A 23958-nucleotide genomic window follows, 5' to 3' on the forward strand; every position below is an offset into this window, starting at 1 on the left:
CGTCAGCCGAGCGCCGCGTCCAGCGCCGCCAGCTGCGCGGGCGTGCCGACGTTCTCCCACCGGCCGTCGAAGCGCTCGCCGGTGGCGGTGCCCCCGGCGATGGCGGCGCGATAGTACGGCGTCATCGCCACCTTCCGGCCCGGTTCGATGTCGCGGAACAGGCGCGTGTCGTAGAGCCCGATATTGCCGAACGTGAGCGCCTGCGCTGACCCCTGCGCGCCGGCGGGCGCGGTTTCCGTGCCCGGAAGGTGCAGGCGGCCAGTCGCGTCCAGCAGGAAATCGCCGGCCGGATGGAACGGGGGGTTCGGCACCATCACCAGATGCATATGCGGCTGCGCGGCATCGGCCATGTCGTCCGCGCGCGGCAGCAACCTGCGGTAGTCGTAGTCGCAGAAGATATCGCCAGACACGGCGAGAAAGATATGGCCGCGCGTACTGCCCCGCGCACTGTCATGGGCGTCCGCCGGTTCAAGCAAGGGCAGCGCCCGTGCAATGCCGCCGGCCGTCTCGAGCGCCGTCCCTTCGGCCGAGTATGCGAGCCGCACGCCGTAGCGCGACCCATCGCCGAGCGCAGTCTCGATCTGCGATCCCAGCCATGCGTGATTGATCACGATGTCGGTGACACCGGCGCGCGCGAGCGCTTCGATCTGCCACACGATCAGCGGCTTGCCGCCCACGGGCAACAGTGGCTTGGGACAGGTATCCGTGAGCGGCCGCATGCGGTCGCCGCGTCCGGCCGCGAAAATCATCGCCTTCATCGATTCAACATCTCCATCCCGATCAGCGCCGCCATGCCGACCACGATGGTCCAGCCGACGCTGCGGGTCAGCGCGGCCACGATCACCGCGACGATACCGGCGATCAGCCGCGAATTCTGCAGGCTCAGGAACAGTTGGCTGTCGTGCATCAGCAGGTCCGGGGCGATCAGCGCGGACAGCATCGCGGCCGGCACGAACTGCAGCGCCGTGCGGAACCATGCCGGCAGCCGCACGCGGCCCTCGACCGCGATGAACGAGAGACGGATCAGGAACGTCGCGGCACCGGCCGCCAGGAAGACGGCGAACAGCGTGAGAGGGCTCATCGAGGCGGCGTTCATGCGGCGGTCTCCTGCTTGCGCGGGCGCGTGCGTGGCAGCAGGACCATGCCCGCCGCGATGCCGCCGAGCGCCGCGACCATGATCCCGAGCTTGTGCGGCATGCCGTAGCACGCCACCGCCAGGGCGCTTGCCACGAGGGCGGCGGCCAGATGCGCGCGGTGCTTCAGGTTCGGCACGATGATCGCGATGAACGTCAGCGGCAGGAAGAAATCGAGCGGCCAGTCGCGCGGCACCTGCGCGCCGACGAGCACGCCGGCCAGTGTCGACACCTGCCAGCAGCTCCACAGCGAGAACCCCGCGCCGAAGAAGAACCAGTGGCGGTTGCGCATGCGCTCGCCGGTATCGGTCAGGCGCCGCGTCATGGCCGCGAAGGCTTCATCGGTGAGCAGGTAGGCGACCAGCGCCTTCCAGCGGCGCGGCAGATGCGACAGCGCCGGCGCCATCGTCGCGGAATAGAGCGCGTGGCGCAGGTTCACCATCGCCACCGTGAAGACGACGATCAGCGCGGGCGTGCCCGCCGACCACAGCTGCGTGAGGATCATCTGCGAGGCGCCGCCGAACACCGTGGCGCTCATCGCGCAGGCGAGCCACGCGGGCATGCCCGCGTTCACCGCGAGCACGCCGTAGATCAGCCCGAATGGCGCTACGCCGAGCAGCATCGGCAGCAGCGCGCGCACCCCCGCCCACCATTCTTCTCGGGCGGTGGGCGCGGGGGCGGCGGCCGGCGCGGAGGAGGCAAGCGGCAGCGGCATGGCGCTCAGAACGTGTAGCCGGCCGGGCGCTCGGTGCCTTCCAGCGTGTCCAGCAGGCGCAGCAGCTTGCGCAGTTCCGTGTAGCGTCCCGCGACGCTGCGCGTGTACTTGAGCACCAGCGGCAGGTTGGCGAGGTAGCCGTCCTTGCCGTCGCGGTGATAGAGGCGCGCGAAGATGCCGAGCACCTTCAGATGGCGCTGCAGGCCCATCCATTCGAAGTCGCGGTAGAACTCGCCGAAGTCCGCGTTGACGGGCAGCCCCGCCGTCCGCGCGCGCTCCCAGTAGCGGATCAGCCAGTCCAGCTGCTGTTCCTCTTCCCACTCGATATAGGCATCGCGCCAGAGCGAGACCGCGTCGTAGGTGATGGGGCCGATCACGGCGTCCTGGAAGTCGAGGACGCCCGGATTGGCGCCATCGGGCATGACCATCAGGTTCCGCGAGTGATAGTCGCGGTGGACGTACACCTGCGGCTGCGCAAGATTGTTCGCGATGATCGCGTCCATGACCTCGCGCAGGTCGGCCTGCTGCGCGTCGGTGAGCGTCACGCCGAGGTGGCGCGCCACGTACCACTCGGGAAACAGGTCGAGCTCGCGCTGCAGCAGCGCGCGGTCGTACGCCGGAAGCTCGCCGGCGCGCGTGGCGGCCTGAAGCTTCACGAGCGCGGCCGCGGCGTCGCCGTACAGGCCGGGCGCGGTGGAATCGTCGAGCTTCGACAGGTAAGTCTGGCTGCCGAGGTCGGCAAGCAGCAGGAAGCCCTGTTCGAGATCCTGCGCCAGCACGGTCGGCACCGTCACGCCCGCGTCGCCGAACAGCGCGGCCACGTGGATGAACGGGCGGCAGTCCTCGTGCGCGGGCGGCGCGTCCATGACGATCGCGGTCGGGTGGTCCGGATGCGCCGTGCGCACGCGGAAATAGCGCCGGAAGCTCGCGTCGGCGGACGCGGGGGCGCAGGAATCGGGGTCGATCTGCCAGGCGGCGCCGAGTCCGGCCACCCAGGTTTTCAGTTGGGCGAGGCGCGGATCGTGGCCCGGCTCGTGAGAAAGTGCTGCCATGCCGGAAAGGGTGAATAGGTTGGCCCGTATAATACCCGACCAAACCCGGGCACCGGGTGGCCTCCGGGAGGGGCTGCCGTTGCCCTGCAGCCTGCTCCGGCAAGGGTTGGCGGGCGTTGTGGCCTCCTTCTGGCGGACCGCAGTGCTGCCCGCCGCCGGCTGAACGACCACCGCTCGCATGACCGAACAACGACGATCACCGAACCAGACGGCCACTCGAACGCGCCCGCGCCTTGCCGGCGAGCCCCGACATTCGCGCACACCCGCGCGCAAGGTGGTGCCCGCCAGCGCGTTGCGCCCGCTCGTCCTGGCCATGGCCGGACTGTCGGTGAACGTGCACGCCCAGTACGGCGCCGCCTCGGCGATTCCGGACGTGCTGGCCGCGGAAACCGTCACGCAGACGCCCGAGCCGCCGCCACCGCCGCCCCAGGCCGGCGAGCTGGTGCCGCGCCTCCAGGAACCCGCGATCTCTACCGCGGCCCCTACGGGGTCGCAAAAGCAGAGCGGGCTCGGCTTTACCCCGCAGAACAAGGTGCCGCCGAATCCGAATGCGCCGTCGTTCGTCTCTGGCGACCGCATGACCGGGTACAACGAGAAGGGCGTCACGCTCGAAGGCAACGCCGAGCTGCGCCGCGACGGCGCCGTGGTCAAGGGCGACAAGCTGACCTACGACCAGGATACCGACGAGGCGCACGTGGTGGGCAACGCGCGGCTGTCGAAGAACGGCACCGTGGCCGTCGGCCCCGAGGCCAAGATGCGCATCGAGGCCAACGAGGGCTACATGCTCTCGCCGGACTACTACTTCCAGCAGACCGGTGGCGGCGGCCAGGCGGAACGGATCGACTTCCTCGACCCCGACCGGAGCACGATCAAGAAGGCCACCTACACGACCTGCTCGCCCGACAACGCGGACTGGTACTTCAGCGCGAGCCGCATCGATCTGGACAGCGACCGCGAAGTGGGCACGGCCTATGGCGGTGTGCTGCATTTCTTCGGCGTGCCCATCGCGGGCGCGCCCGCGTTCTCGTTCCCGCTGAACGAGGAACGCCGCAGCGGCTTCCTGCCGCCGTTGTTCGGCTACAGCTCGCGCTCGGGTTTCGACCTGACCGCGCCGTACTATTTCAACCTCGCGCCGAACCGGGACCTGACGCTGTATCCGCGTATCCTGTCGTCGCGAGGCGTGCAGCTGGGCGGCGACTTCCGCTACCTCGGCGAGGGCTACAGCGGCCGCATCCGCGCCGACATCCTGCCGGACGATCAGAAGGCCGACCGCAACCGCTGGTCCTACTCGATCCAGCACACGCAGCGGATCCTGCCGGGCCTGACCGCCTACGCCAACGTCAGCAAGGTGTCGGACGACCAGTTTCCGGACGACCTGACGCGCACGGTGGCGCAGTCGACGCTGCGGCAGTACACGCAGGAAGGCGGCGTCGTCTACAACTGGCAGGACTTCACGGTGCTGGCGCGCGTGCAGAAATTCCAGACGCTGTCGCCGAGCGAGCCGTCGTACGAGCGTGAGCCGCAGATCAATGCGCGGTACACCAAGTACAACCTCGGTGGCTTCGACATCCAGGTCGAAGGGGACTACACGCGTTTCCGCATCCCGCTGACGACGACGGGGTTGCAGCAACCTGAGGGCGACCGCCTGTTCCTGCAGCCGTCGATCAGCTATCCGATCGTGCGCGCCGGCTGGTACGTGACGCCGAAGGTGCTGTTCAACGCGACGCAGTACAACATGGACGCGGGCACCAATTCCGCTGGCGTATCGAACACGCTGAACCGCACGGTGCCGACGTTCAGCATCGACTCGGGCATGACGTTCGAGCGCGAGGCGCCCACCATGAGCCGGCTGTTCGGCACGCGGTTCACGCAGACCCTCGAGCCGCGCCTGTTCTACGTGTACACGCCGTTCCGCGACCAGAGCCAGTTCCCGCTGTTCGATACGGCGCAGTCCGACTTTGGTTACGGGCAGATCTTCACCGAGAACTCGTTTACCGGTTACGACCGCATCGCCGACAACAACAAGCTGACGGCCGGCGTGACGACGCGACTCATCGAGTCCGACACCGGTATCGAGCGCTTCCGCGGCACGCTGGCGCAGCGCTTCGACTTCACCGGCCAGCGCGTGCAGCTGTCGGGCACGTCGACGGACACCAAGCCAAGCTACTCGGACCTGCTCGCCGCGACGACCGTCCAGCTGTTCCGGGGCTACTATCTCGATGCGGGAATCCAGTACAGTCCCGAAGACAACCGCGTGAACTACACCAACGTGGCGTTTTCGTGGCGTCCGGAATCGCGAAAGCTGGTCAATTTCGGCTATCGCTACCGACGTCCGACGTCCGTGACCGACAATACCGCGATCGACCAGATCGAGCTGTCGAGTCAGTGGCCGCTCACGCGCCGGACATACGGGATCGGCCGCGTGGCATTCGACAAGCAGGCCAACCAGCTCGTCGATGCGCTTGCCGGTTTCGAATATGCCGCGGACTGCTGGGTCGGCCGGGTGGTTTACCAGCGGTTCCGCAATACGTCGGATGGCTACACTGGGCGATTCTTCCTGCAGGTGGAGTTCCGCGGGCTGTCGAAGATCGGCTCCAATCCGCTGGACATGCTGCGCCTGAACGTGCCGGGCTACGAGCCCGTTTCCGCACGGCCGGTGCCGACGTCCCAGTACGATCACTATGAATGACGGACCAAGATGAAACGTCGAGTTTTTTCCGTGTTTTCCATGTTCATTTTTCAGCTCAACGCCTGGCAGCGCGTGCTGCTGGCAGCCGTGATGGCATCGATCGCGCTCCCTGCCGCGGCGCAGCTCCGCGCGCCGGGGTCCTCGTCGCGTGCGTCGGGTATCTTCCTGCCGCAGGCCGGGCAGGAGACCGCGGCGCCGCCGAGCCAGCCGCAGATGGGCATTCCGCAGCCGCAGTCGGGCCCGAAGCGTTCGCAGCTCGTGGACGAAGTGGTGGCGATCGTGAACAACAGCGTGATCACGCGCCGTGAACTGCTCGACCGCGCCGACGAGATCGAGAACCAGCTGCGTGCCCAGCAGCGCGAGGTGCCGCCGCGCGCGGACCTGCTCGGCGAAGTGCTCGAGCGCCTGGTGATGGACCGCGTGCAGTCGCAGGCCGCGCAGGATGCCGGCATCCGCGTCACGGACCAGGAAGTGGACCGCGCGATCGAATCCGTGGCCCAGCAGAACCGCATGAGCGCGACCGAGTTGCGCAGCCGCGTGGAAGCGACGGGCATGAGCTGGACCAAGTACCGCGACGAACTGCGCAAGCAGGTGCAGGTGATCCGCCTGCGCGAGCGTGAAGTCGATTCGAAGGTGCAGGTGTACGACGGCGAGATCGACAACTACCTCGCGGCGCGCAGCGGGCAGCCCACGGCCGCGACCGGTCCGGCGGAGTTCAACGTCGCGCAGATCCTCGTGCGCGTGCCGGAAGACGCCTCGGAAGCGCAGAAGGCCGAACTGAAGAAGAAGGCGGAAGGGCTGCTCAAGCAGGCCACGGACGGCGCGGACTTCGCCGAACTCGCCAAGGCCAACTCTGAAGCCCCGGAAGCCGCGCAAGGCGGCGCCCTCGGCTTCCGCGAGATTGGCCGGCTGCCCGCGCTGTTCGCGAATGCGGTGGTGGACCTCCAGCCGGGCGCGGTGGCGCCGCAGGTGGTGGAGAGCGCCAACGGCTTCCACGTGATCAAGCTCGCTGCCAAGCGGACCGCGCCGAGCGCGTCGTCGCCGCAGGCGGCGGACCGCATCCAGCAGACGCAGGTGCGCCATATCCTGATCCGCACGGGTCCGAACATGCCGGAAGCGGAAGCCAAGCGCCAGCTTCAGGGCCTGCGCGATCGCATCACGCACGGCGGCGATTTCGCCGACGTGGCCAAGCGCTACTCGCAGGACGGTTCCGCGTCGAACGGCGGCGATCTTGGCTGGGTGTCGCCCGGCGAGCTCGTGCCCGAGTTCGAGCAGGCGATGAACCGCCTGCGTCCGAACGAAATTTCCGAGCCCGTCGTCACGCAGTTCGGCGTGCACCTGATTCAGGTGCTGGACCGTCGCGAGTCCGAGGTATCGCCGGAGAAGCAGCGCGACTTCGCGCGCGCGGAAGTGCGCGAGCAGAAGCTGCGTGTGGCGTATGACGACTGGGTCCGCCAGCTGCGCAGCGCGGCCTACGTCGAGTACCGGATCAACCGCCAGCGCTGACGCGCGGCTCACACCTGTATGCCCGAACCTCTCGCGCTAGCCATCTCCACCGGCGAACCCGCCGGCATCGGCCCCGACATCACGATCCGCGCGCTGCTGCAGATCGCGGGGCCGCACGGTGACACGCAGGGCGGAGAGGCGGGCGGCATCCGTTTTCACGTGCTCGGCGACGCGCGCATGCTGACCGCGCGCGCCGAGGCGCTGGGCGTGGGCAAGGCCTGGGCGCGCCGCCTCGCCGACGGCGATGTGGTCGTCGAAGATATCCCGCTGGGCGTCGACTGCGTGCCGGGCCAGCTCGACGCGCGCAACGGCCGCTACGTGCTGTCCCTGCTCGACACGGCCATCGACGGCCTCCTGCCCGCGCATCCGCGCTTCGCCGCGATGGTTACCGCGCCCGTGCAGAAAAGCACGATCAACGACGCGGGCGTGCCGTTCACGGGCCATACCGAATACCTCGCCGAGCGCGCGGGCGTCTCCCGCGTGGTGATGATGCTCGCCGGCCCGCAGCCCGCGCACGACAACGCGATGCTGCGCGTGGCGCTGGCCACGACGCACCTGCCACTGCGCGCGGTGCCCGACGCGCTGACCGCGCCGCTGCTCATGGAGACCCTGACGATCGTCGATGCCGATCTGCGCCGCCGCTTCGGCATCGCGCGCCCGCGCATCCTCGTCACGGGCCTGAATCCGCATGCGGGGGAGAGCGGCCATATGGGCCGCGAGGAAATCGACGTCATTTCGCCGGCGCTCGCGCAGGCGCGGGACGCGGGCATCGACGCACGGGGGCCTTACCCCGCGGACACGCTGTTCCAGCCGCGTCATCTGCAGGGCGCCGACTGCGTGCTCGCGATGTATCACGACCAGGGGCTCGCGCCCCTGAAGTACGGCACGTTCGGTCACGGCATCAACGTGACGCTCGGCCTGCCATTCATTCGTACCTCGGTCGATCATGGCACCGCGCTGGACCTCGCGGGCAGCGGCCGCGCAGAGCACGGCAGCATGATCGAAGCGATCCGCTGCGCCGTGGCGATGACCGGCCACACCAACGGCCATCACGACGATGGCCGCCACGACAACGGGCGATCCGCGCCGCACTGACGGAAAGCCCCAGACATCATGCGTTCAAACGTTCATCAGGGCCACATAGCCCGCAAGCGATTCGGTCAGAACTTCCTCGTGGATGACGGCGTCATCCACGGCATCATCAATGCGATCGACCCGCAGCCGAACGACGTGCTCGTCGAGATCGGCCCCGGCCTCGGCGCGCTGACCAACCCGCTGCTCGAGCGCCTGCCGCGCATGCACGTGGTCGAACTCGACCGCGACCTCGTCGAACGGCTCAACCGCCGCTACGGCACGCGGCTCGACGTCCACGCGGGCGACGCGCTCGCCTTCGACTTCGCGAGCCTGCAGGAACCTGGCCGATCGCTGCGTATCGTCGGCAACCTGCCTTACAACATTTCCAGCCCGCTGCTGTTCCATCTGATGAGCTTCGCGGACGTCGTGCGCGACCAGCATTTCATGCTGCAGAAGGAAGTGGTCGATCGCATGATCGCCGAGCCGGGCAGCAAGGCGTTCGGGAGGCTGTCCATCATGCTGCAGGTGCGCTATCACATGGAGCACGTGCTCGACGTGCCGCCGGCCTCGTTCAATCCGCCGCCGAAGGTGGACTCCGCCGTCGTGCGCATGATTCCGTGGCCGCGCCTCGCCACCGGCGAGCTGCGGTCGCCGTATGCCGCGTGCGATGTGGACGTGCTCGGCGACGTGGTCGCCGCGGCGTTCTCGCAGCGCCGCAAGGTCCTGCGCAACACGCTGTCCTTCCTGCGCGACCAGGTCGATTTCGACGCGCTCGGCTTCGACCTCGGCCGCCGTGCCGAGGAAGTGCCGGTCGGCGAGTACGTCGATCTGGCGCGCCTCGTGTCCGCGGGCAGTTCCGCCAACTCCGCCGCCCGCGCGGCCGAGCCGCCGGCCCCCTGATTCCTACCGTCTTAGTCTTGATTCATCCGTGACGCCATGACCGCCCAAACGACCCTCGACAAGCGCCCCGTCATCCTGACCGGCGACCGTCCCACCGGCCCGCTGCACCTCGGCCACTACGTCGGTTCGCTCAAGAGCCGCGTGTCGCTGCAGGACTCGCACAAGCAGTACCTGCTGCTGGCGGACACGCAGGCCATGACCGACAACGCGCACGACCCGGAGAAGGTGCGCCGCAACGTGCTCGAAGTCGCGCTCGACTACCTCGCCGTCGGCATCGACCCCGCGAAGACCACCATCACGGTGCAGTCGCATCTGCCCGCGCTGGCCGAGCTGACGCTGATGTACCTGAACTTCGTCACGGTGTCGCGCCTCGAGCGCAACCCGACGATCAAGGAAGAAATCCAGGCGCGCGGTTTCGGCCGCGACATCCCGGCGGGCTTCCTGTGCTATCCGGCCTCGCAGGCCGCGGACATCACGGGCTTCAAGGCCGTGCTCGTGCCCGTGGGCGAGGATCAGGCGCCGCTGATCGAGCAGACCAACGAGATCGTCCGCCGCATCAACCATCAGGTGGGCCGCGAGGTGCTGCCGGAAGCCGCCGCGCTGATTCCGAAGCATGGCCGCCTGCCGGGGGTGGATGGCAAGGCGAAGATGAGCAAGTCGCAAGGCAACGCGATTCCGCTTGGCGCGTCGCCGGACCAGATCAAGGAAGCCGTGCACCGCATGTACACCGATCCGAATCACCTCAAGGTATCGGACCCGGGCCAGGTGGAAGGCAACGTGGTCTTCACCTATCTCGACGCGTTCGATCCGAATGTCGAGGAAGTGGAAGCGCTGAAGGAACACTATCGCCGCGGCGGTCTCGGCGACATGGTGCTCAAGCGCCGGATCGAGGGCATCCTGCAGGAAATGCTGCGCCCGATCCGTGAACGCCGCGAGGCGCTTGCGAAGGATCCGGGCTACGTATTCGACATCCTGAAGAAGGGCACCGCCGAAGCGCGCGAACTGACCCAGCAGACGCTGGACGAAGTCCGTGCCGCGCTGGGCATGTTCTCGTTCTGAGCGAGCGGGCTAAGCGCGCACTATGCGCGTCGATTGACCAGCACGATACCGCCGAGCACCAGCAACGCCGCCACGGCGAAGCGCATGCCGACGGCGTCGTGCATCAGCACCACGCCGAACGTCACGCCGAACAGCGGCGTGAGAAACGAGAACACCGCGAGGCGTGAGGTCAGATATACGCGCAGCAGCCAGAACCACGTCAGGTAGCTGGCGAATGCCACCAGCACCGACTGATAGAACAGGCTCGCCAGCACGAGCCCATTGAATTCCATGTCGATATGCTGGCCCGCCATCAGCGCGAGCGCCAGCAACGCCACCGCCGATACCGCCAGTTGATAGAGGAGCGTCTTGCTGGCCGGCGCGCTCGCCAGCTTGCTGGCGCGCACTACGAGCGTGGTCGCCGCCCATAAGGCGCCGGCGAGCACGCCGAGCCCATCCCCGGCCAAAGTCGAAGCCCCCTGCGCGGGGGACGCGATGCCATCGGCAAACGCGATGACGATCCCGAGGAACGACGCGAGCACGCCGAACCATTGCGCGGGCCGCAGGCGCTCGCTGGGTACCATGAAATGCAGGCCCAGCGCGGTAAAGACCGGCGCGGTATAGAGGAACACCGCCATACGGGAGGCGGTCGTGTGGCCAAGGCCGACGAACACGCACAGGAATTCGCCGCCGAAGAGCAGACCGGCGAGCAGGCCCGCGGGCAGCGTGCCGTCACGCTCGAACAGCGGCTGGCGGCGCCATAGCGTGAAGCCGTAGACGAGCAGCGCGGCAATGGCCGATCGCACGCCCGCCTGCATCACCGCACCCATGAGCGGCGCGGTGACCTTGATGACCACCTGTTGCAATCCCCATGCGGCGCACAGCAGCAGCATGAGCCCGACGGCAAGGCCGTCGAGCGGACGGCGTTCAAAAGCCTGCGTGGCGACGCTCATGGGGATGGACGCGAGGGGAGAGCGGCGATTACGGACGCGCGGCGTCGCGCGTCGAATGACGCTCGATCAGTTCGATCTTGTAGCCGTCCGGATCCTCCACGAACGCGATCACGGTGGTACCGCCCTTGACGGGGCCCGCTTCGCGCGTGACCTTGCCACCGGCTTCGCGGATGCGGTCGCAGGCGGCCGCGGCGTTATCGGTCTCCAGCGCGATATGGCCATAGGCCGTGCCGAGGTCGTACTTGTCCACGCCGTAGTTGTACGTCAGCTCGATCACCGCGCCTTCGCTCTCGGGACCGTAGCCGACGAAGGCCAGACGGTACTTGTATTCGGGATTGTCGCTCTCGCGCAGCAGCTGCATGCCGAGCACGCGCGTATAGAAGTCGATCGAGCGCTGGTAGTCGCCAACGCGGAGCATCGTATGGAGGAGTCGCATGTGGGATCCTTCTGTGGTTGTCTTGTCTAGAACGTCGGTAACAACTCGGGCGGATGCGCGCGCAGCTGGGCACGGGCGTCGCGGAATTCCGGGAAGATCGATTCGACCGTTTCCCAGAAGCGCGGGCCGTGGTTCATCTCCTTGAGATGCGCCAGTTCGTGCGCGGCCACGTAGTCGATCATCGACAACGGAAAATGCATGAGACGCCAGTTCAGGCGGATCTTGCCGTCCGCGGTGCAGCTGCCCCAGCGCGTGGCTGCTGACGTCAGTGCAAAGCCAGTATGACGCACGCCAAGTTTTTCCGCATAGATCTCGAGCCGCTCGGCCAGCAGGCGACGCGCCTGATGCTGGAGCCAGCCCTGCACGCGATCTCTGATCTGCTGCTCGTCGGCACGCGCCGGTAATGCGAGGTGCAGCACGCGCGTGGCGGCGTCGAACTGCAGCGCGCCGAACGGAGAATCGAGCTGCAGCGTGATGGGCTTGCCGAGGAACGGCAAGGTCGCGCCATCGCGCCACTGCACGGTCGGCAACACGCGCCGCGCCTCGCGGTGCCGCCATTCGCCCAGCTTGGTGAAAATCCAGCGCTGCTTTTCGAGAATGGCCGACTCGACGTCGACGAGCGTCACCCAGCGCGGGGCCGTGATGGACAGGCCGCGATCGTCGATCGTGAAGCCGATGGTCCGCCGCGACGAGCGCTTGAGCGTGTAATGCAGCGCGCGCTCGCCGATATGGAGCACGCGCGAGTTCGGCTGCAGGGGCGGCCACGCGGGCGGCTCCGCGACGAGCGGCGCGGTGTCGGCCGGCTGCGCGGGGTCGCGCGCGTCGCCCTTGTCGTTGGCCCCGGGGGCGACCCCGAGGGCGCCCGCGTGCGGGGCATCCATGCCCGGGCCGGTATTCCCGAACGACAGCTCGAGCTGCGCGTCGGAGGTGTCGGGGGCGGGCCGCAGCAGCTTCATGCGGGGGCCTTGTCCTGCGCGCCGCGCTCGCCGCGGTAGCTGTCCGCGTCGATGCGCCGCATCTCGGCCTCGATCCACGCCTCCACCTCGGTGTTGAGCTGGTCGGCGGTGCGATTGGCCGAGCTGATCGCGGGGCCGATCGAGATCGTCACTGTGCCCGGATACTTGAGGAACGAGTTACGCGGCCACACGCGGCCGGAGTTGACCGCCATCGGCAGGATCCACGCGCCGGTCTCGGCCGCGAGGCGCGCGCCGCCGCTCTTGTAGCGCGGCTTGGCCATGCCGGACGGCGTGCGCGTGCCTTCGGGGAACATGATGATCCACGCCCCTTCGGCCAGCCGCTCGCGGCCTTGGTTGGCCGCCTGCGCGAACGCGCGCGAGCCGTCCTTGCGGTTGATATGGACCATCTTCAGCATGCCCAGTGCCCAGCCGAAGAACGGCACGAAGAGGAGCTCGCGCTTGAACACGAAGCACAGCGGCTTGGGCATCAGCGCCACATAGGCGACGGTTTCCCAGGCGGACTGGTGCTTGGACAGCAGCACGACGGGTTTGTCGAGCATCTGGCGCATGCCGTCCATGCCCTCGATGCGATACCGGATGCCGCAGATGCCGCGGGCGGCCCAGATCACGAGCCGCGTCCAGCCGCGCACGAAGCGGAACCGGTTGGCGGCGTTCATGAACGGAAAGACGATGAAACAGGCGCACGCGTACGGCGGCGTCAGGACCACCAGATAGATGGCGAACAGCAGGGAACGAATGAAGATCATCGGGGTTGCGCGCGGGGAGCCTCGTTGGGAGGCTCGTGTGAGGGGGCCGGAGACTTGTGCGCGGGTGCCGCGCCGTCGCCGGTGACCAGCCACCGCGCGAAGGCGGCCAGGTCGTCGTGGATACGCGTGCCGGCGGGCAGGCCACCCTTGTCCTGGGTCTTCTGGCCCTTGCCGGTCAGCACGAGGTGCGGCACGCAGCCGACGGCCACGCCGGCCTCGAGGTCGCGCAGCGAATCGCCGACCACGGGCACCGCACGCAGCTCGATGCCGAAGCGCTCGCCGATCTGCTCGAACATGCCGGACTTCGGCTTGCGGCAGTCGCAGCCGTCCGCGGCGGTATGGGGGCAGAAGAACACCGCCTCCACACGGCCGCCGAGGTTGGCCAGCGCCTTGTACATTTTCTCGTGCATCGCGTTGAGCGCGCTCATCTCGAACAGGCCGCGGCCGATGCCCGACTGGTTGCTCGCGATCACGACGCGAAAGCCGGCCTGGTTCAGCGCGGCGATCGCCTCGAGGCTGCCCGGAATCGGCACCCATTCGTCGGGTGTCTTGATGAACTGATCGCTGTCGAGATTGACGACGCCATCGCGATCGAGGATGACGAAGCGGGGCGGTGTCTGTGGCATGGTGCGGGTTCTTGCGTTGTCGCGGGTTGCAGTATGGCTCAGGCCGCCAGCTTCGAGATGTCGGCCACGCGGTTGGCGAGCGTGTGCAGGGACGCCAGCAGCGCAAGCCGGTTCGCGCGCAGGCGCGCATCGTCGGCCATGACCATCACGTCGTTGAAGAACTGGTCCACCGCCTCGCGCAGCTGCGCGAGGTCGCGCAGCGCGGCTGTGAAGTCGCCGCCGGCAAAGGCCGCCTCCACGCCCGGACGCACGCGCTCGATGGCGGCGTGCAGCGCGCGCTCGGCATCTTCCTGGAACAGCGCTGGATCGACGTTGCCGATGGCCTCGTCGGTCTTGCGCAGAATGTTGGTGATGCGCTTGTTGGCCGCTGCGAGGGCCTCCGCCTCAGGCAGTGCCGCGAACGTGCGCACGGCCTCCATGCGGCCCATGATGTCATGCAGCGCGTGCGGACGCAGGCTGACCACGGCTTCCACTTCGTTCGTCGTATAGCCCTTGTCCTTCAGGTAGCCGCGCACGCGGTCGTACAGGAAGTCGAGGATCGCCTCGCGCGCCGGCTTCACCGCGGGAATGCCGGTAAACGACTGTTCGGTCAGCGCCAGCAGCGTGTCGAGCTTCACGGCCAGCGGCTTCTCGATCAGCATGCGCAGGATGCCCAACGCATGGCGGCGCAGCGCGAACGGGTCCTTCTCGCCCGTGGGCTGCAGGCCGATACCCCAGATGCCGACTAGCGTCTCGAGCTTGTCGGCCAGCGCCACGGCCGTGCTCACGTTGCCTTCCGGCAGCGCGTCGCCGGCGAAGCGCGGACGGTAGTGTTCCGAGCAGGCCAGCGCCACGTCGTGATCCTCGTGGTCGTGGCGCGCGTAGTACGTGCCCATCGTGCCCTGCAGTTCGGGGAACTCGCCGACCATGTCGGTCAGCAGGTCGGCCTTGGCGAGCTCGGCGCCGCGCATGGCGGCGGCCTGGTCTACCGGGGCGCCCGTGCCGTTCATCGTCTCGGCGATATGGCCGGCGATGCGCTGCAGGCGCTGGACGCGGTCCAGCTGTGAGCCGATCTTGTTGTGGTACACCACGTTCGCGAGCTGCGGCACGCGCGAGGCCAGCGTCTTCTTGCGATCCTGGTCGAAGAAGAACTTGGCGTCCGCCAGACGCGGACGCACCACGCGCTCGTTGCCGCTGATGATCGACTGCGGCGTGTCCGTGGCGAGGTTCGAGACGATCAGAAAGCGGTTGCGCAGGTGCCCGCTGGCATCGGTCAGCGCGAAGTACTTCTGGTTGGTCTGCATCGTCAGGATCAGGCACTCCTGCGGCACCGAGAGGAACGTTTCCTCGAAGTGGCAGGCGTAGACCACGGGCCATTCGACGAGCGAGTTCACTTCGTCGAGCAGCGCGTCGGGCATGATGACCTGATCCGCGCCGGCTTCCGCCAGCAGCGACGAGCGGATGCGTTCGCGGCGATCGGCATAGCTGGCGACCACGCGGCCCTTCGACTCGAGCAGCGAGGCGTATTCGTTCGCGTGCGGAATCTCGATGACGCCGTGCGACAGGAAGCGGTGGCCCTGCGTGAGGTTGCTGGCATCGAGGCCGAGCACCGACACGGGCACGATCTCCGCGCCGAACAGTGCGATGAGGCTATGCGCGGGACGCACGAAATTCACGGTGGTGCCGTCCGGGCGCTGGTAGCTCATGACCTTCGGAATCGGCAGCTTGCCCAGCGTCTCGTCGAGCGCGGCCTGCAGGCCGCCGGCCAGCGTGGCGCCGCGCGCGGTGTAGCGGTGGAAGAACGCGTCGGCCTTGCCGTCCGAGGCGCGCTCCAGCGTCTGCCAGTCGATGGACTCGACGCCGATGGACTTGGCCAGCGCGGCGAGCTTCTTGGCGAGCGGGGCGGTCGGCGCGCCATTGGCGTCCAGCGCCACGGTCAGCGGCAGCACCTTCTCGCGCTGCTCGCGGTCCGGCGCGGCGCTGCGCACACCCGTAACCAGCGCGGCCAGGCGGCGCGGCGTGGCGAACGGCGTGACGGCGGCGCCGGGCTCGAGCAGGTCACGCTCGCGCAGGCCGGCGAACAGGCCTTGCGCAAACGCGTCACCGAGGCGCGCCAGCGCCTTCGGCGGCAGCTCTTCGGTGAACAGTTCGATCAGCAGCGAATCGGTCATCAGTTGCGACATGAATCGTATCCAACGGGTATGAGGCAGGCGCCGCGCTCAGCAGCGCGGTGCGGGATTGGGTTCTACGCCGGACAGCAGCCACAGGCCGTTCTGTTGCCGGAACTGCAGCGTGGTGTACGCGCACTGCGCGGCCACGCCGGATGCGCCGCGGCTGCCCGCGGCGGGAAAACGTGCATCGATGCGCTGCTGCTTGCGGTCGTAGCGGATTTCGTCGATGCGGCCGCCGATCCAGAAATCGATCTTCTGCGGCAGCTGCGCGGCCGAGCGGTACATCTTCACCGTGCGGCGCGCGCGGCCGTTGCGGTCCTCCCACTCTACCCACGTGAGCGGGTAGCGGATCGCGCTTTCGTACGCGCGCAGCGGCACGCGGTGCCAGCCGAGGTCGCGCGAACCGGACAGGTCGCACGAGAACGACCGCACGAGCTGCGTCCACTGGTCCACGGCATTGAGGCCCGGGCGCCAGTGGCGCGAGATCGCCTGTTGCAGTTGCTGCTGGTCGGCCTCGCAGACGTTGGCGAGGTTTTCCGGCAGGTACAGCGCCTGCGGCGTGGGCGTGCTCGTGCGTGCCGCGAGGGCGCTGCCCGGCGTGCCCACGGCGGCGCCGGCCGTCGCCAGCGTCGCCGCCAGGACCAGCGCCCCGCGCGCGCGGGGCGTCATGCGCGTGCCCCGTTGCCGCACATCGGAAAGCCGAGGGCTTCCCGCGAATCGTAGTAGGCCTGCGCGACCTGTCGCGAGAGGTTGCGGATGCGGCCGATATACGCCGCGCGCTCCGTCACCGAGATCGCGCCGCGCGCATCCAGCAGGTTGAACGTGTGGGCGGCCTTCAGGACCTGTTCGTAGGCGGGCAGCGCCAGGCGCGTGCCGCTCGGCGCTTCCCCTTCCTTGACTTCGCCCATCAGCCGCTTGGCCTCGCCCTCGTGTTCCGAGAAATGGCGGAACAGGATTTCCGTGTTGCTGTGCTCGAAGTTGTAGGTGGACTGTTCCACTTCGTTCTGGTGGTACACATCGCCGTAGGTCAGGCGGCGCGTTTCGCCGTTCTCTTCCCACTCGGTCCATACCAGGTCGTACACGTTCTCCACCTTCTGCAGGTACATCGCGAGCCGTTCGATACCGTAGGTGATCTCGCCCGTGATGGGTTTGCAGTCGATGCCGCCCACCTGCTGGAAGTACGTGAACTGCGTCACTTCCATGCCGTTGAGCCAGACTTCCCAGCCGAGACCCCACGCGCCCAGCGTCGGATTTTCCCAATCGTCTTCGACGAAGCGGATGTCGTTCTGCTTCAGGTCCAGTCCGAGCGCCTCGAGCGAGCCGAGGTACAGCTCGAGGATGTTTTCGGGCGCGGGCTTCAGCACCACCTGATATTGGTAGTAATGCTGCAGGCGGTTCGGATTCTCGCCATAGCGGCCGTCCTTGGGGCGGCGCGACGGCTGCACGTACGCGGCACGCCACGGCTCGGGGCCGATCGCGCGCAGGAACGTGTGCACGTGCGACGTACCGGCGCCGACCTCCAGATCGATCGGTTGCAGCAACGCGCAACCCTGCCGGTCCCAGTAGGCCTGCAGGGTCAGAATCATTTGTTGGAAGGTCAGCATAGGAAGGACGGAAATGAATGCGGCGGCAATCCCGGCAGCCGGATTTGCCAAACCCCGAATTCTATCGTTTTTTGACCGCCGCCCCCCAAAGGAGGGCGGTGTTTGCGTGGGTGGCCGGCGTTTTCGCGCGCGGCCCCGATGTCAGATTCCGGCAACGGGTCGGGAAAACACCGACGCGATATTCAGAGAAGGACGATGTGTGCCGATACCAATTTTGTATACAGTGCAGATTACGCGGTCGCGCAGAACCGCGTGTCACAGTCAACAAACAAGGGGATCGGTCATGTCGTTACTTTCTCGCAAGCCTTACATCGTCGCCATCGCCGTGATGGCCGTCGCCGCCGCGGTGTCCGTGGTGCTGCGCTAATCCGGCCATACCGTCAGCCTCAGCCACGCCGGCGCGCGCGTAACCTCACCGCCGCCGCCGCGGCCAGCACCAGCCCGCTCACCGCCAGGAACGGCACGTTCCCCCAGCGGATGAACGGCGTCAGCCCCTGCATGCCCTGAACCGTCGTCGCCAGCGTGCCGACCTCGAACGTCGGCAACCGCTCCGTGGAGCCGTCCGGCTTCACCACCGCCGTCATCCCCGTGTTGGTCGCCCGCAGCATCGGCCGGCGCATCTCCAGCGCGCGCATCCGCGAGATCTGCAGATGCTGGTCGAGCGCGATCGTGTCGCCGAACCAGGCGAGGTTGGTCATGTTCGCCATCATGTTGGCGGGTACCTGCTGATGGCGCAGCGTGTGCGCGATCTCCTCGCCGAACAAATCCTCGTAGCAGATATTGGGCGCCACGCGAATGCCGCGCACGGGCACTGCCGCCTGATCCAGCCCGCCGCGCATGAAGTCGCCGAGCGGCATCTTCATCATGTTCACGAACCAGTGGAAGCCGAAGGGGATGAACTCGCCGAACGGCACCAGATGGTGCTTGTTGTAGCGGTACAGCGTCGGATGCTCGGGGCCGATCGCAAACGCGCTGTTCGTGAAATCTACCGGTGAGTCAGCACCCACTGCCCCAAACAGCACCGTGCTGCCGGTGTCCTCCATATAGCGCCGCACGTCCTGCGCGATGTCGGCGGGCAATTCCTGCAGGATCACCGGGAAACCGGTTTCCGGCGTGACCACGAGGTCCGCCGGCTTGGCCGTGATCAGGTCGCGATAGAGTTCCAGCGAGCGCTGGATGCCCGCCGGCTCAAACTTGATGTCCTGCGCCACGTTGCCCTGCAGCAGGCGCACGGAGATCGGTGCGCCGATCGGCTGCGTCCATGCCACGGGGCGCAGCAGCACGCCAACCAGCGCAATCGCGGCGGCGCATCCCAGCGCGGTGGCGACGGTCGCGCGCCGGCGCAATCCGGCCGCGCGCACAGCCACGACGACCAGCGCGGCCAGCGTCGCGGCGAGCGTGGCGATACCGTACACGCCGAACAGCGGAGCGTAGCCCGCCAGCGGACCTTCGGTATGCGGATAGCCGCTGCCAAGCCACGGGAAGCCCGTGAACACCACGCCGCGCAGCCACTCGGACAGGCCCCATGCGGCGCCGAACAGCACCGCCGGGATCACGCCCGATTGCGTACCCGATTGTTGTGCACCCGTTCGCACGCCCGACACCGCATCGACGACGCGTCCGCGGCCCTGCGTCAGCCAGTACCAGACGCCCCCGGCCAATGCCGGCCACAGCGACAGATACGCCGAGAACAAGACGACGGCGGGCGCGGCCATCCACGCCGGCATCTCGCCGTAGACGTGCATGCTGATATAGAGCCACCAGATGCCCGACAGGAACCAGCCCATGCCGAACGCATAGCCCGTGGCCGCTGCCATGCGCGCGCGGCCGGCATCGGCGATGAGCGCGACGAGCCCGGCGAGCGCAAGCAGCTGCAGCCACCACCAGTCGTGAGGCGCGAACGCCTGGGTGTGCGCGACGCCAAGCATTGCCGCGAGCAGCGGGCGGAGTCGCGGGCGGAGCGCGGTCGCGCGCGAGAGGTCGCCCGTCGGGCTGCCTAGAGCAGAGGTCATCGGTGAAGACAAGATGGGGTCGGGAGATTTCCCGGCACGTGCATTGGCATCGCCGCGGCGAGCTTCCGCCGCGCCGGTGTCGGAACGCTTCATGCGTCGGCTACGGCCAGGGCGTCGCTGTTGGCTTCGCGGCGCACCTGCAGCAGATGGACCTGGCGCGCGTCGGCGCGCAGGACCTCGAAGCGGATTGGCGGCAGCGTGATGATTTCGCCGCGGTGGGGCACGTGCCCCAGATGGTTGATCAGCAGCCCGCCCACAGTGTCTACGTCGTGGTCGGAAAACGCCGTGCCGAAGGCCTCGTTGAACTGGCCGATCTCGGTCAGTCCGTGGACGCGCCATGCGCCGTCCGAGGTCGGCAGGATCTTGTCCTGATCCTCATCGAGGTCGAATTCGTCCTCGATGTCGCCGACGATCTGCTCCAGCACGTCCTCGATCGTGACGAGGCCCGCTACGCCGCCATACTCATCGACGACGATCGCGATGTGATTGCGGTTGATGCGGAACTCGCGCAGCAGGATGTTCAGGCGCTTCGATTCGGGGATGAACACGGCCGGACGCAACGTCTCGCGCAGGTCGAACGTGTCGTCGGTGTAATAGCGCAGCAGGTCCTTGGCCAGGAGGATGCCGATGATGTTGTCGCGGCTGCCCTCGTAGACCGGAAACCGCGAGTGTGCGGTCTGCTGCATGTACGGGATGAAGGTCTCGGGTGCGTCGGCGATATTGACCGTGTCCATCTGGGCCCGGGGCACCATGATGTCGCGCGCGGTGAGTTCGGAGACCTGGAACACGCCCTCGATCATCGAGAGCGAATCGGCGTCGATCAAATTGCGTCCGTGCGCGTCCTGCAGCACTTCCAGCAATTCGGCGCGGGTGTCCGGCTCGGGAGAAATGAAATCCGAAAGGCGTTCGAGAAGGGATCTGGGGCGATCCGACTGCTTGAAATGGGCAGCTTTCGAACTGGGATAGGGGTCGTTCATGTCGCGGCGAGCGCGTGGTGGAGATCGTCTGAAGCATACACTAAAAGCTTTACGACCCCCTCCCGCGCCCCGCCGCGGTGCATAAAGCGCCGCTTAATGCGCGCGTACGGGCAGGTACGGGTCGTCGAAGCCCAGCGCCTGCAGTGTCTCGGTCTCGATCGCTTCCATTTCCTCGGCCTCGGCATCTTCCTCATGCTCGTAGCCCTGCGCGTGCAACACGCCGTGGACGATGAGGTGCGCGTAGTGCGCGAGTAGCGGCTTGCGCTGTTCGCGGGCCTCCGCTTCCACCACCGGGCAGCAAAGCACGATGTCGCCCGTCACGGGGTCGTCCGCGTGCTCGGCATAGGCAAACGTCAGCACATTGGTCGCGTAGTCCTTGCCGCGGTACGTGCGGTTCAGCGTGCGGCCTTCCTCTTCACCCACGAAGCGCACCGTCAGCACGGCGTCCGCGTACAGCGCGGACTTGACCCACGTCTCCACCTGCCTGCGCCGCGGCAGGCCGTCGCCCTTGCGCACGCCCTCGCCGTACTGGAGGTCGAGCTCCAGCGCGGGCGGCGTGGCCGGGGTGCCCGTCGTCGTCGTCAGCGGCGTGGCCGTGACCGCGACGGAAAGCGCATCGTTGTTGTCCGGACGGATCAGCAGGCCGGCCTGCTGTGCGGTGTCGGTATGCTCGGCAAGCAGCGCGACGACGCCGTCGGCGGCCTGCGACAGGTCGATTGTCACGCTGCGGCCGTCGGCCAGCTGCACGCGGAGCGCGTGCGCGGCGGTCTTGCGGGCGCGGCCGTCGGCGTCGAACAGCGTCACGGAGATAGGGGATGACTTCTTCAAGATACTGCGTCCTTTCGGGGGAATTTATGCGTCCTTGTGCTGCGCGTGATACTCGTCGTAGGCGTCGACGATCCGCGCCACGAGCGGGTGACGGACCACATCGATGCTCGTGAAGCGCGTGAACGACACGCCGCGCACTTCGCGCAGCACGTGCTGCGCTTCCACGAGGCCGCTCTTCTGGCCGCGCGGCAGATCGATCTGCGTGGTGTCGCCCGTGATGACGGCCTTCGAGCCGAACCCGATCCGCGTCAGGAACATCTTCATTTGCTCGGGCGTGGTGTTCTGCGCCTCGTCGAGGATGATGAACGCGTGATTGAGCGTGCGGCCGCGCATGTAGGCGAGCGGCGCGATCTCGATCATCTGGCGTTCGAACATCTTCTGCGTGCGGTCGAAGCCGAGCAGGTCGTAGAGCGCGTCATAGAGCGGACGCAGGTACGGATCGACCTTCTGCGCGAGGTCGCCCGGGAGAAAACCGAGACGCTCGCCGGCTTCGACGGCCGGGCGCGTCAGCACGATGCGCTTGACCGCATCGCGCTCCAGCGCATCCACGGCGCACGCCACGGCCAGATACGTCTTGCCCGTACCCGCCGGTCCGATGCCCAGCGTCAGGTCGTGGGAGAGGATATGGCGCAGGTATTCGCGCTGCGCGGCCGTGCGGCCCTGCAGGCCCGCGCGGCGCGTATGCAGCACCGGCGATTCGTCGTCGAAAGCGGCGCCGCTCTCCACGTCCGCCTCGGCGTCCTCGGGCAGATAGCTGCCATGCGCGGCGATCTGGCGGGACTCGACGAGGCCCAGCTGCACGTCGTCGATCGACAGCGGGAGGCGCGCCTCGTTATAGAAGCGCTCGAGCGCAAGCGCGGCGTCCTGCGCCTGCTTGCCGCGCACGGTCATGCGATGGCCGCGGCGCTGGATCGTGACATCGAGCGCCTGTTCGATCTGGCGGAGGTTTTCGTCGAGCGGGCCGCACAGGTTCTGCAGCCGGATGTTGTCGTCCTTGGGGGCGACGAACTCTGCGGTATTCGCTGCGTTGGATTTCTTCATCGTGGGCGCGTTGGCGCGTTGGGCATTGACGTCGGATAAGGAGGGGCCTACTGCCGCACGACGATCTCGCCGCGCAGCGAGTGCGGGAACGCTTCCGTGATGCTGACATCGACCATCTGCCCGATCATGCGGTCGCGCTGCGACTGCGGCACGCCTGGCAGCGCGAAATTGACCACGCGGTTGTTCTCGGTGCGGCCATGCAGTTCGGTAGGATCCTTGCGCGCGGGACCTTCCACGAGGATGCGCTGCACCGAGCCGACCATATTGCGGCTGATGCGCTGCACGTTGTCCTCGATGGTGGCCTGCAACGTCTGCAGGCGGCGCAGCTTGACCTCGCGCGGCGTGTCGTCGTGCAGATTCGCCGCGGGCGTGCCGGGGCGCGGGCTGAAGATGAACGAGAACGACGTGTCGTAGCCCACGTCCTCGACCATCGCCATCAGTTTGTCGAAGTCGGCATCGGTCTCGCCGGGGAACCCGATGATGAAGTCCGACGACATCGACATGTCCGGCCGCAGCGCGCGCAGCTTGCGGATGATGCTCTTGTACTCGAGCACGCTGTAGCCGCGCTTCATCGCCATCAGGATGCGGTCCGACGCGTGCTGCACGGGCAGGTGCAGATGATTGACGAGCTTGTCGCAGCGGCCGTACAGCTCGATCAGCCGCGACGTGAATTCCTTCGGATGGCTGGTCGTGTAGCGAATGCGCTCGATGCCCGGAATCTCCGCCACGTACTCGATCAGCAGCGCGAAGTCCGCGATCTCCGTCGTGCCGCCCATCGCGCCGCGATAGGCATTCACGTTCTGGCCCAGCAGCGTGACTTCGCGCACGCCCTGCTCGGCGAGGCCGGCGACTTCCGCGAGCACGTCCTCGAACGGCCGCGACACTTCCTCGCCGCGCGTGTAGGGCACCACGCAATAGCTGCAGTACTTCGAGCAGCCTTCCATGATCGACACGAACGCGCTCGGGCCGTCCACGCGCGCGGGCGGCAGGTGATCGAATTTCTCGATCTCCGGGAAAGAGATATCGACCTGCGACAGGCCGGTCTGGCGGCGGCGCGCGATGAGGTCGGGCAGGCGATGGAGCGTCTGCGGGCCGAACACGACATCCACGTACGGCGCGCGATTGACGATGGTCGCGCCTTCCTGGCTTGCCACGCAGCCGCCGACGCCGATCACGAGGTCGGGCTTGGCGGCCTTGAGCGCTTTCATGCGGCCCAGTTCAGAGAACACTTTCTCCTGGGCCTTCTCGCGCACGGAGCAGGTGTTGAACAGGATGACGTCGGCTTCCTCGACGTTGTCGGTGGGCTCGAGGCCCTGCGAGACGTTCAGCACGTCCACCATCTTGTCCGAGTCATACTCGTTCATCTGGCAGCCGTACGTCTTGACGAATACTTTTTTCATGGTGCCGGTCTCAGTGGTTTAACCTGGGGGCATCCGCTTTTGCAACGGGTGACATCTTCGATCATCCGCGGTGGGGACCACGGTACTACGGGTTTGCGGGA

General features: G+C 67.3%; 22 protein-coding genes. 5 read left to right on the forward strand and 17 right to left on the reverse strand.

Translation table 11 applies throughout. The annotated features are described in order from the left end of the window. Positions 1-2 precede the first annotated feature (2 nt). The 4 genes from murU to KHP16_RS01890 are packed head-to-tail and all read right to left on the reverse strand — an operon-like array spanning position 3 to position 2900. Complete coding sequence (gene murU / locus KHP16_RS01875) at positions 3-758, reverse strand: N-acetylmuramate alpha-1-phosphate uridylyltransferase MurU (RefSeq protein ID WP_121491970.1); 756 nt, start codon at positions 756-758, stop codon at positions 3-5. After that, positions 755-1081 carry an AzlD domain-containing protein gene (locus KHP16_RS01880; protein WP_211959962.1) on the reverse strand — a complete coding sequence of 109 codons (327 nt, stop codon included), beginning with the start codon at positions 1079-1081 and terminating at the stop codon, positions 755-757. The genes murU and KHP16_RS01880 overlap by 4 nt, the downstream gene beginning before the upstream one ends. An 11-nt stretch (positions 1082-1092) precedes the next feature. Further along, entirely contained in the window at positions 1093-1848 is a 756-nt protein-coding gene (locus tag KHP16_RS01885) for an AzlC family ABC transporter permease (RefSeq protein ID WP_109582059.1), read from the reverse strand. A 5-nt stretch (positions 1849-1853) separates the two neighbouring features. Further along, on the reverse strand, positions 1854-2900 hold the full coding sequence (locus KHP16_RS01890) for an aminoglycoside phosphotransferase family protein (protein WP_109582058.1): 1047 nt from the start codon (positions 2898-2900) through the stop codon (positions 1854-1856). 178 nt (positions 2901-3078) lie between these two features. Between KHP16_RS01890 and KHP16_RS01895 the strand changes: the two genes are divergently transcribed. The 5 genes from KHP16_RS01895 to trpS are packed head-to-tail and all read left to right on the forward strand — an operon-like array spanning position 3079 to position 10128. Continuing rightward, on the forward strand, positions 3079-5589 hold the full coding sequence (locus KHP16_RS01895) for an LPS-assembly protein LptD (protein WP_115953785.1): 2511 nt from the start codon (positions 3079-3081) through the stop codon (positions 5587-5589). A gap of 9 nt (positions 5590-5598) precedes the next feature. Next, a complete protein-coding gene (locus tag KHP16_RS01900; RefSeq protein ID WP_211959491.1) occupies positions 5599-7095 on the forward strand; it encodes a peptidylprolyl isomerase in 1497 nt (498 codons plus the stop codon). An 18-nt stretch (positions 7096-7113) separates the two neighbouring features. Beyond that, positions 7114-8190 (forward strand): 4-hydroxythreonine-4-phosphate dehydrogenase PdxA, encoded by a 1077-nt coding sequence (gene pdxA, locus KHP16_RS01905; protein ID WP_109582055.1) that lies wholly within the window; start codon positions 7114-7116, stop codon positions 8188-8190. Positions 8191-8208: 18 nt separating this feature from the next. Continuing rightward, positions 8209-9069 (forward strand): 16S rRNA (adenine(1518)-N(6)/adenine(1519)-N(6))-dimethyltransferase RsmA, encoded by an 861-nt coding sequence (gene rsmA, locus KHP16_RS01910; RefSeq protein WP_115953783.1) that lies wholly within the window; start codon positions 8209-8211, stop codon positions 9067-9069. Between the two features lie 36 nt (positions 9070-9105). Continuing rightward, entirely contained in the window at positions 9106-10128 is a 1023-nt protein-coding gene (gene trpS, locus KHP16_RS01915) for a tryptophan--tRNA ligase (protein WP_109582053.1), read from the forward strand. A 20-nt stretch (positions 10129-10148) separates the two neighbouring features. Here trpS and KHP16_RS01920 read toward each other — a convergent pair whose 3' ends face one another. The 13 genes from KHP16_RS01920 to miaB form a co-directional block, all read right to left on the reverse strand. Further along, a complete protein-coding gene (locus tag KHP16_RS01920; RefSeq protein WP_109582052.1) occupies positions 10149-11060 on the reverse strand; it encodes a DMT family transporter in 912 nt (303 codons plus the stop codon). Positions 11061-11088: 28 nt separating this feature from the next. After that, a complete protein-coding gene (gene gloA / locus KHP16_RS01925) occupies positions 11089-11496 on the reverse strand; it encodes a lactoylglutathione lyase (protein WP_109582051.1) in 408 nt (135 codons plus the stop codon). Positions 11497-11522: 26 nt separating this feature from the next. After that, the gene (locus KHP16_RS01930) at positions 11523-12452 is read right to left on the reverse strand and encodes a M48 family metallopeptidase (protein WP_109582050.1); all 930 of its coding nucleotides are present in this window, start codon (positions 12450-12452) and stop codon (positions 11523-11525) included. Next, positions 12449-13219, reverse strand: a complete 771-nt coding sequence (locus KHP16_RS01935; protein ID WP_115953781.1) for a lysophospholipid acyltransferase family protein — start codon at positions 13217-13219, stop codon at positions 12449-12451. The genes KHP16_RS01930 and KHP16_RS01935 overlap by 4 nt, the downstream gene beginning before the upstream one ends. After that, positions 13216-13845 carry a D-glycero-beta-D-manno-heptose 1,7-bisphosphate 7-phosphatase gene (gene gmhB, locus KHP16_RS01940; protein WP_109582048.1) on the reverse strand — a complete coding sequence of 210 codons (630 nt, stop codon included), beginning with the start codon at positions 13843-13845 and terminating at the stop codon, positions 13216-13218. The genes KHP16_RS01935 and gmhB overlap by 4 nt, the downstream gene beginning before the upstream one ends. Before the next feature lie 38 nt (positions 13846-13883). Continuing rightward, positions 13884-16007, reverse strand: coding sequence for a glycine--tRNA ligase subunit beta (gene glyS / locus KHP16_RS01945; protein ID WP_211959492.1), 2124 nt, complete (start codon positions 16005-16007; stop codon positions 13884-13886). 36 nt (positions 16008-16043) lie between these two features. Next, on the reverse strand, positions 16044-16664 hold the full coding sequence (locus tag KHP16_RS01950; RefSeq protein ID WP_109582046.1) for a hypothetical protein: 621 nt from the start codon (positions 16662-16664) through the stop codon (positions 16044-16046). After that, positions 16661-17599: a glycine--tRNA ligase subunit alpha gene (glyQ, locus tag KHP16_RS01955; protein WP_109582045.1), complete on the reverse strand. Its 939-nt coding sequence runs from the start codon at positions 17597-17599 to the stop codon at positions 16661-16663. The genes KHP16_RS01950 and glyQ overlap by 4 nt, the downstream gene beginning before the upstream one ends. Positions 17600-17985: 386 nt before the next feature. Continuing rightward, on the reverse strand, positions 17986-19611 hold the full coding sequence (gene lnt, locus KHP16_RS01960; protein ID WP_211959493.1) for an apolipoprotein N-acyltransferase: 1626 nt from the start codon (positions 19609-19611) through the stop codon (positions 17986-17988). 89 nt (positions 19612-19700) lie between these two features. Beyond that, positions 19701-20588, reverse strand: a complete 888-nt coding sequence (locus KHP16_RS01965) for an HlyC/CorC family transporter (protein ID WP_109582043.1) — start codon at positions 20586-20588, stop codon at positions 19701-19703. Between the two features lie 93 nt (positions 20589-20681). Further along, positions 20682-21416 carry an rRNA maturation RNase YbeY gene (gene ybeY / locus KHP16_RS01970; protein WP_415831166.1) on the reverse strand — a complete coding sequence of 245 codons (735 nt, stop codon included), beginning with the start codon at positions 21414-21416 and terminating at the stop codon, positions 20682-20684. Between the two features lie 24 nt (positions 21417-21440). Then, a complete protein-coding gene (locus tag KHP16_RS01975) occupies positions 21441-22457 on the reverse strand; it encodes a PhoH family protein (protein WP_109582777.1) in 1017 nt (338 codons plus the stop codon). A gap of 47 nt (positions 22458-22504) precedes the next feature. Further along, positions 22505-23857 (reverse strand): tRNA (N6-isopentenyl adenosine(37)-C2)-methylthiotransferase MiaB, encoded by a 1353-nt coding sequence (miaB, locus tag KHP16_RS01980; RefSeq protein WP_115953777.1) that lies wholly within the window; start codon positions 23855-23857, stop codon positions 22505-22507. Between the last annotated feature and the right edge of the window lie 101 nt (positions 23858-23958).

This window comes from Cupriavidus plantarum, assembly GCF_905397285.1.
Lineage (GTDB): Bacteria > Pseudomonadota > Gammaproteobacteria > Burkholderiales > Burkholderiaceae > Cupriavidus > Cupriavidus plantarum.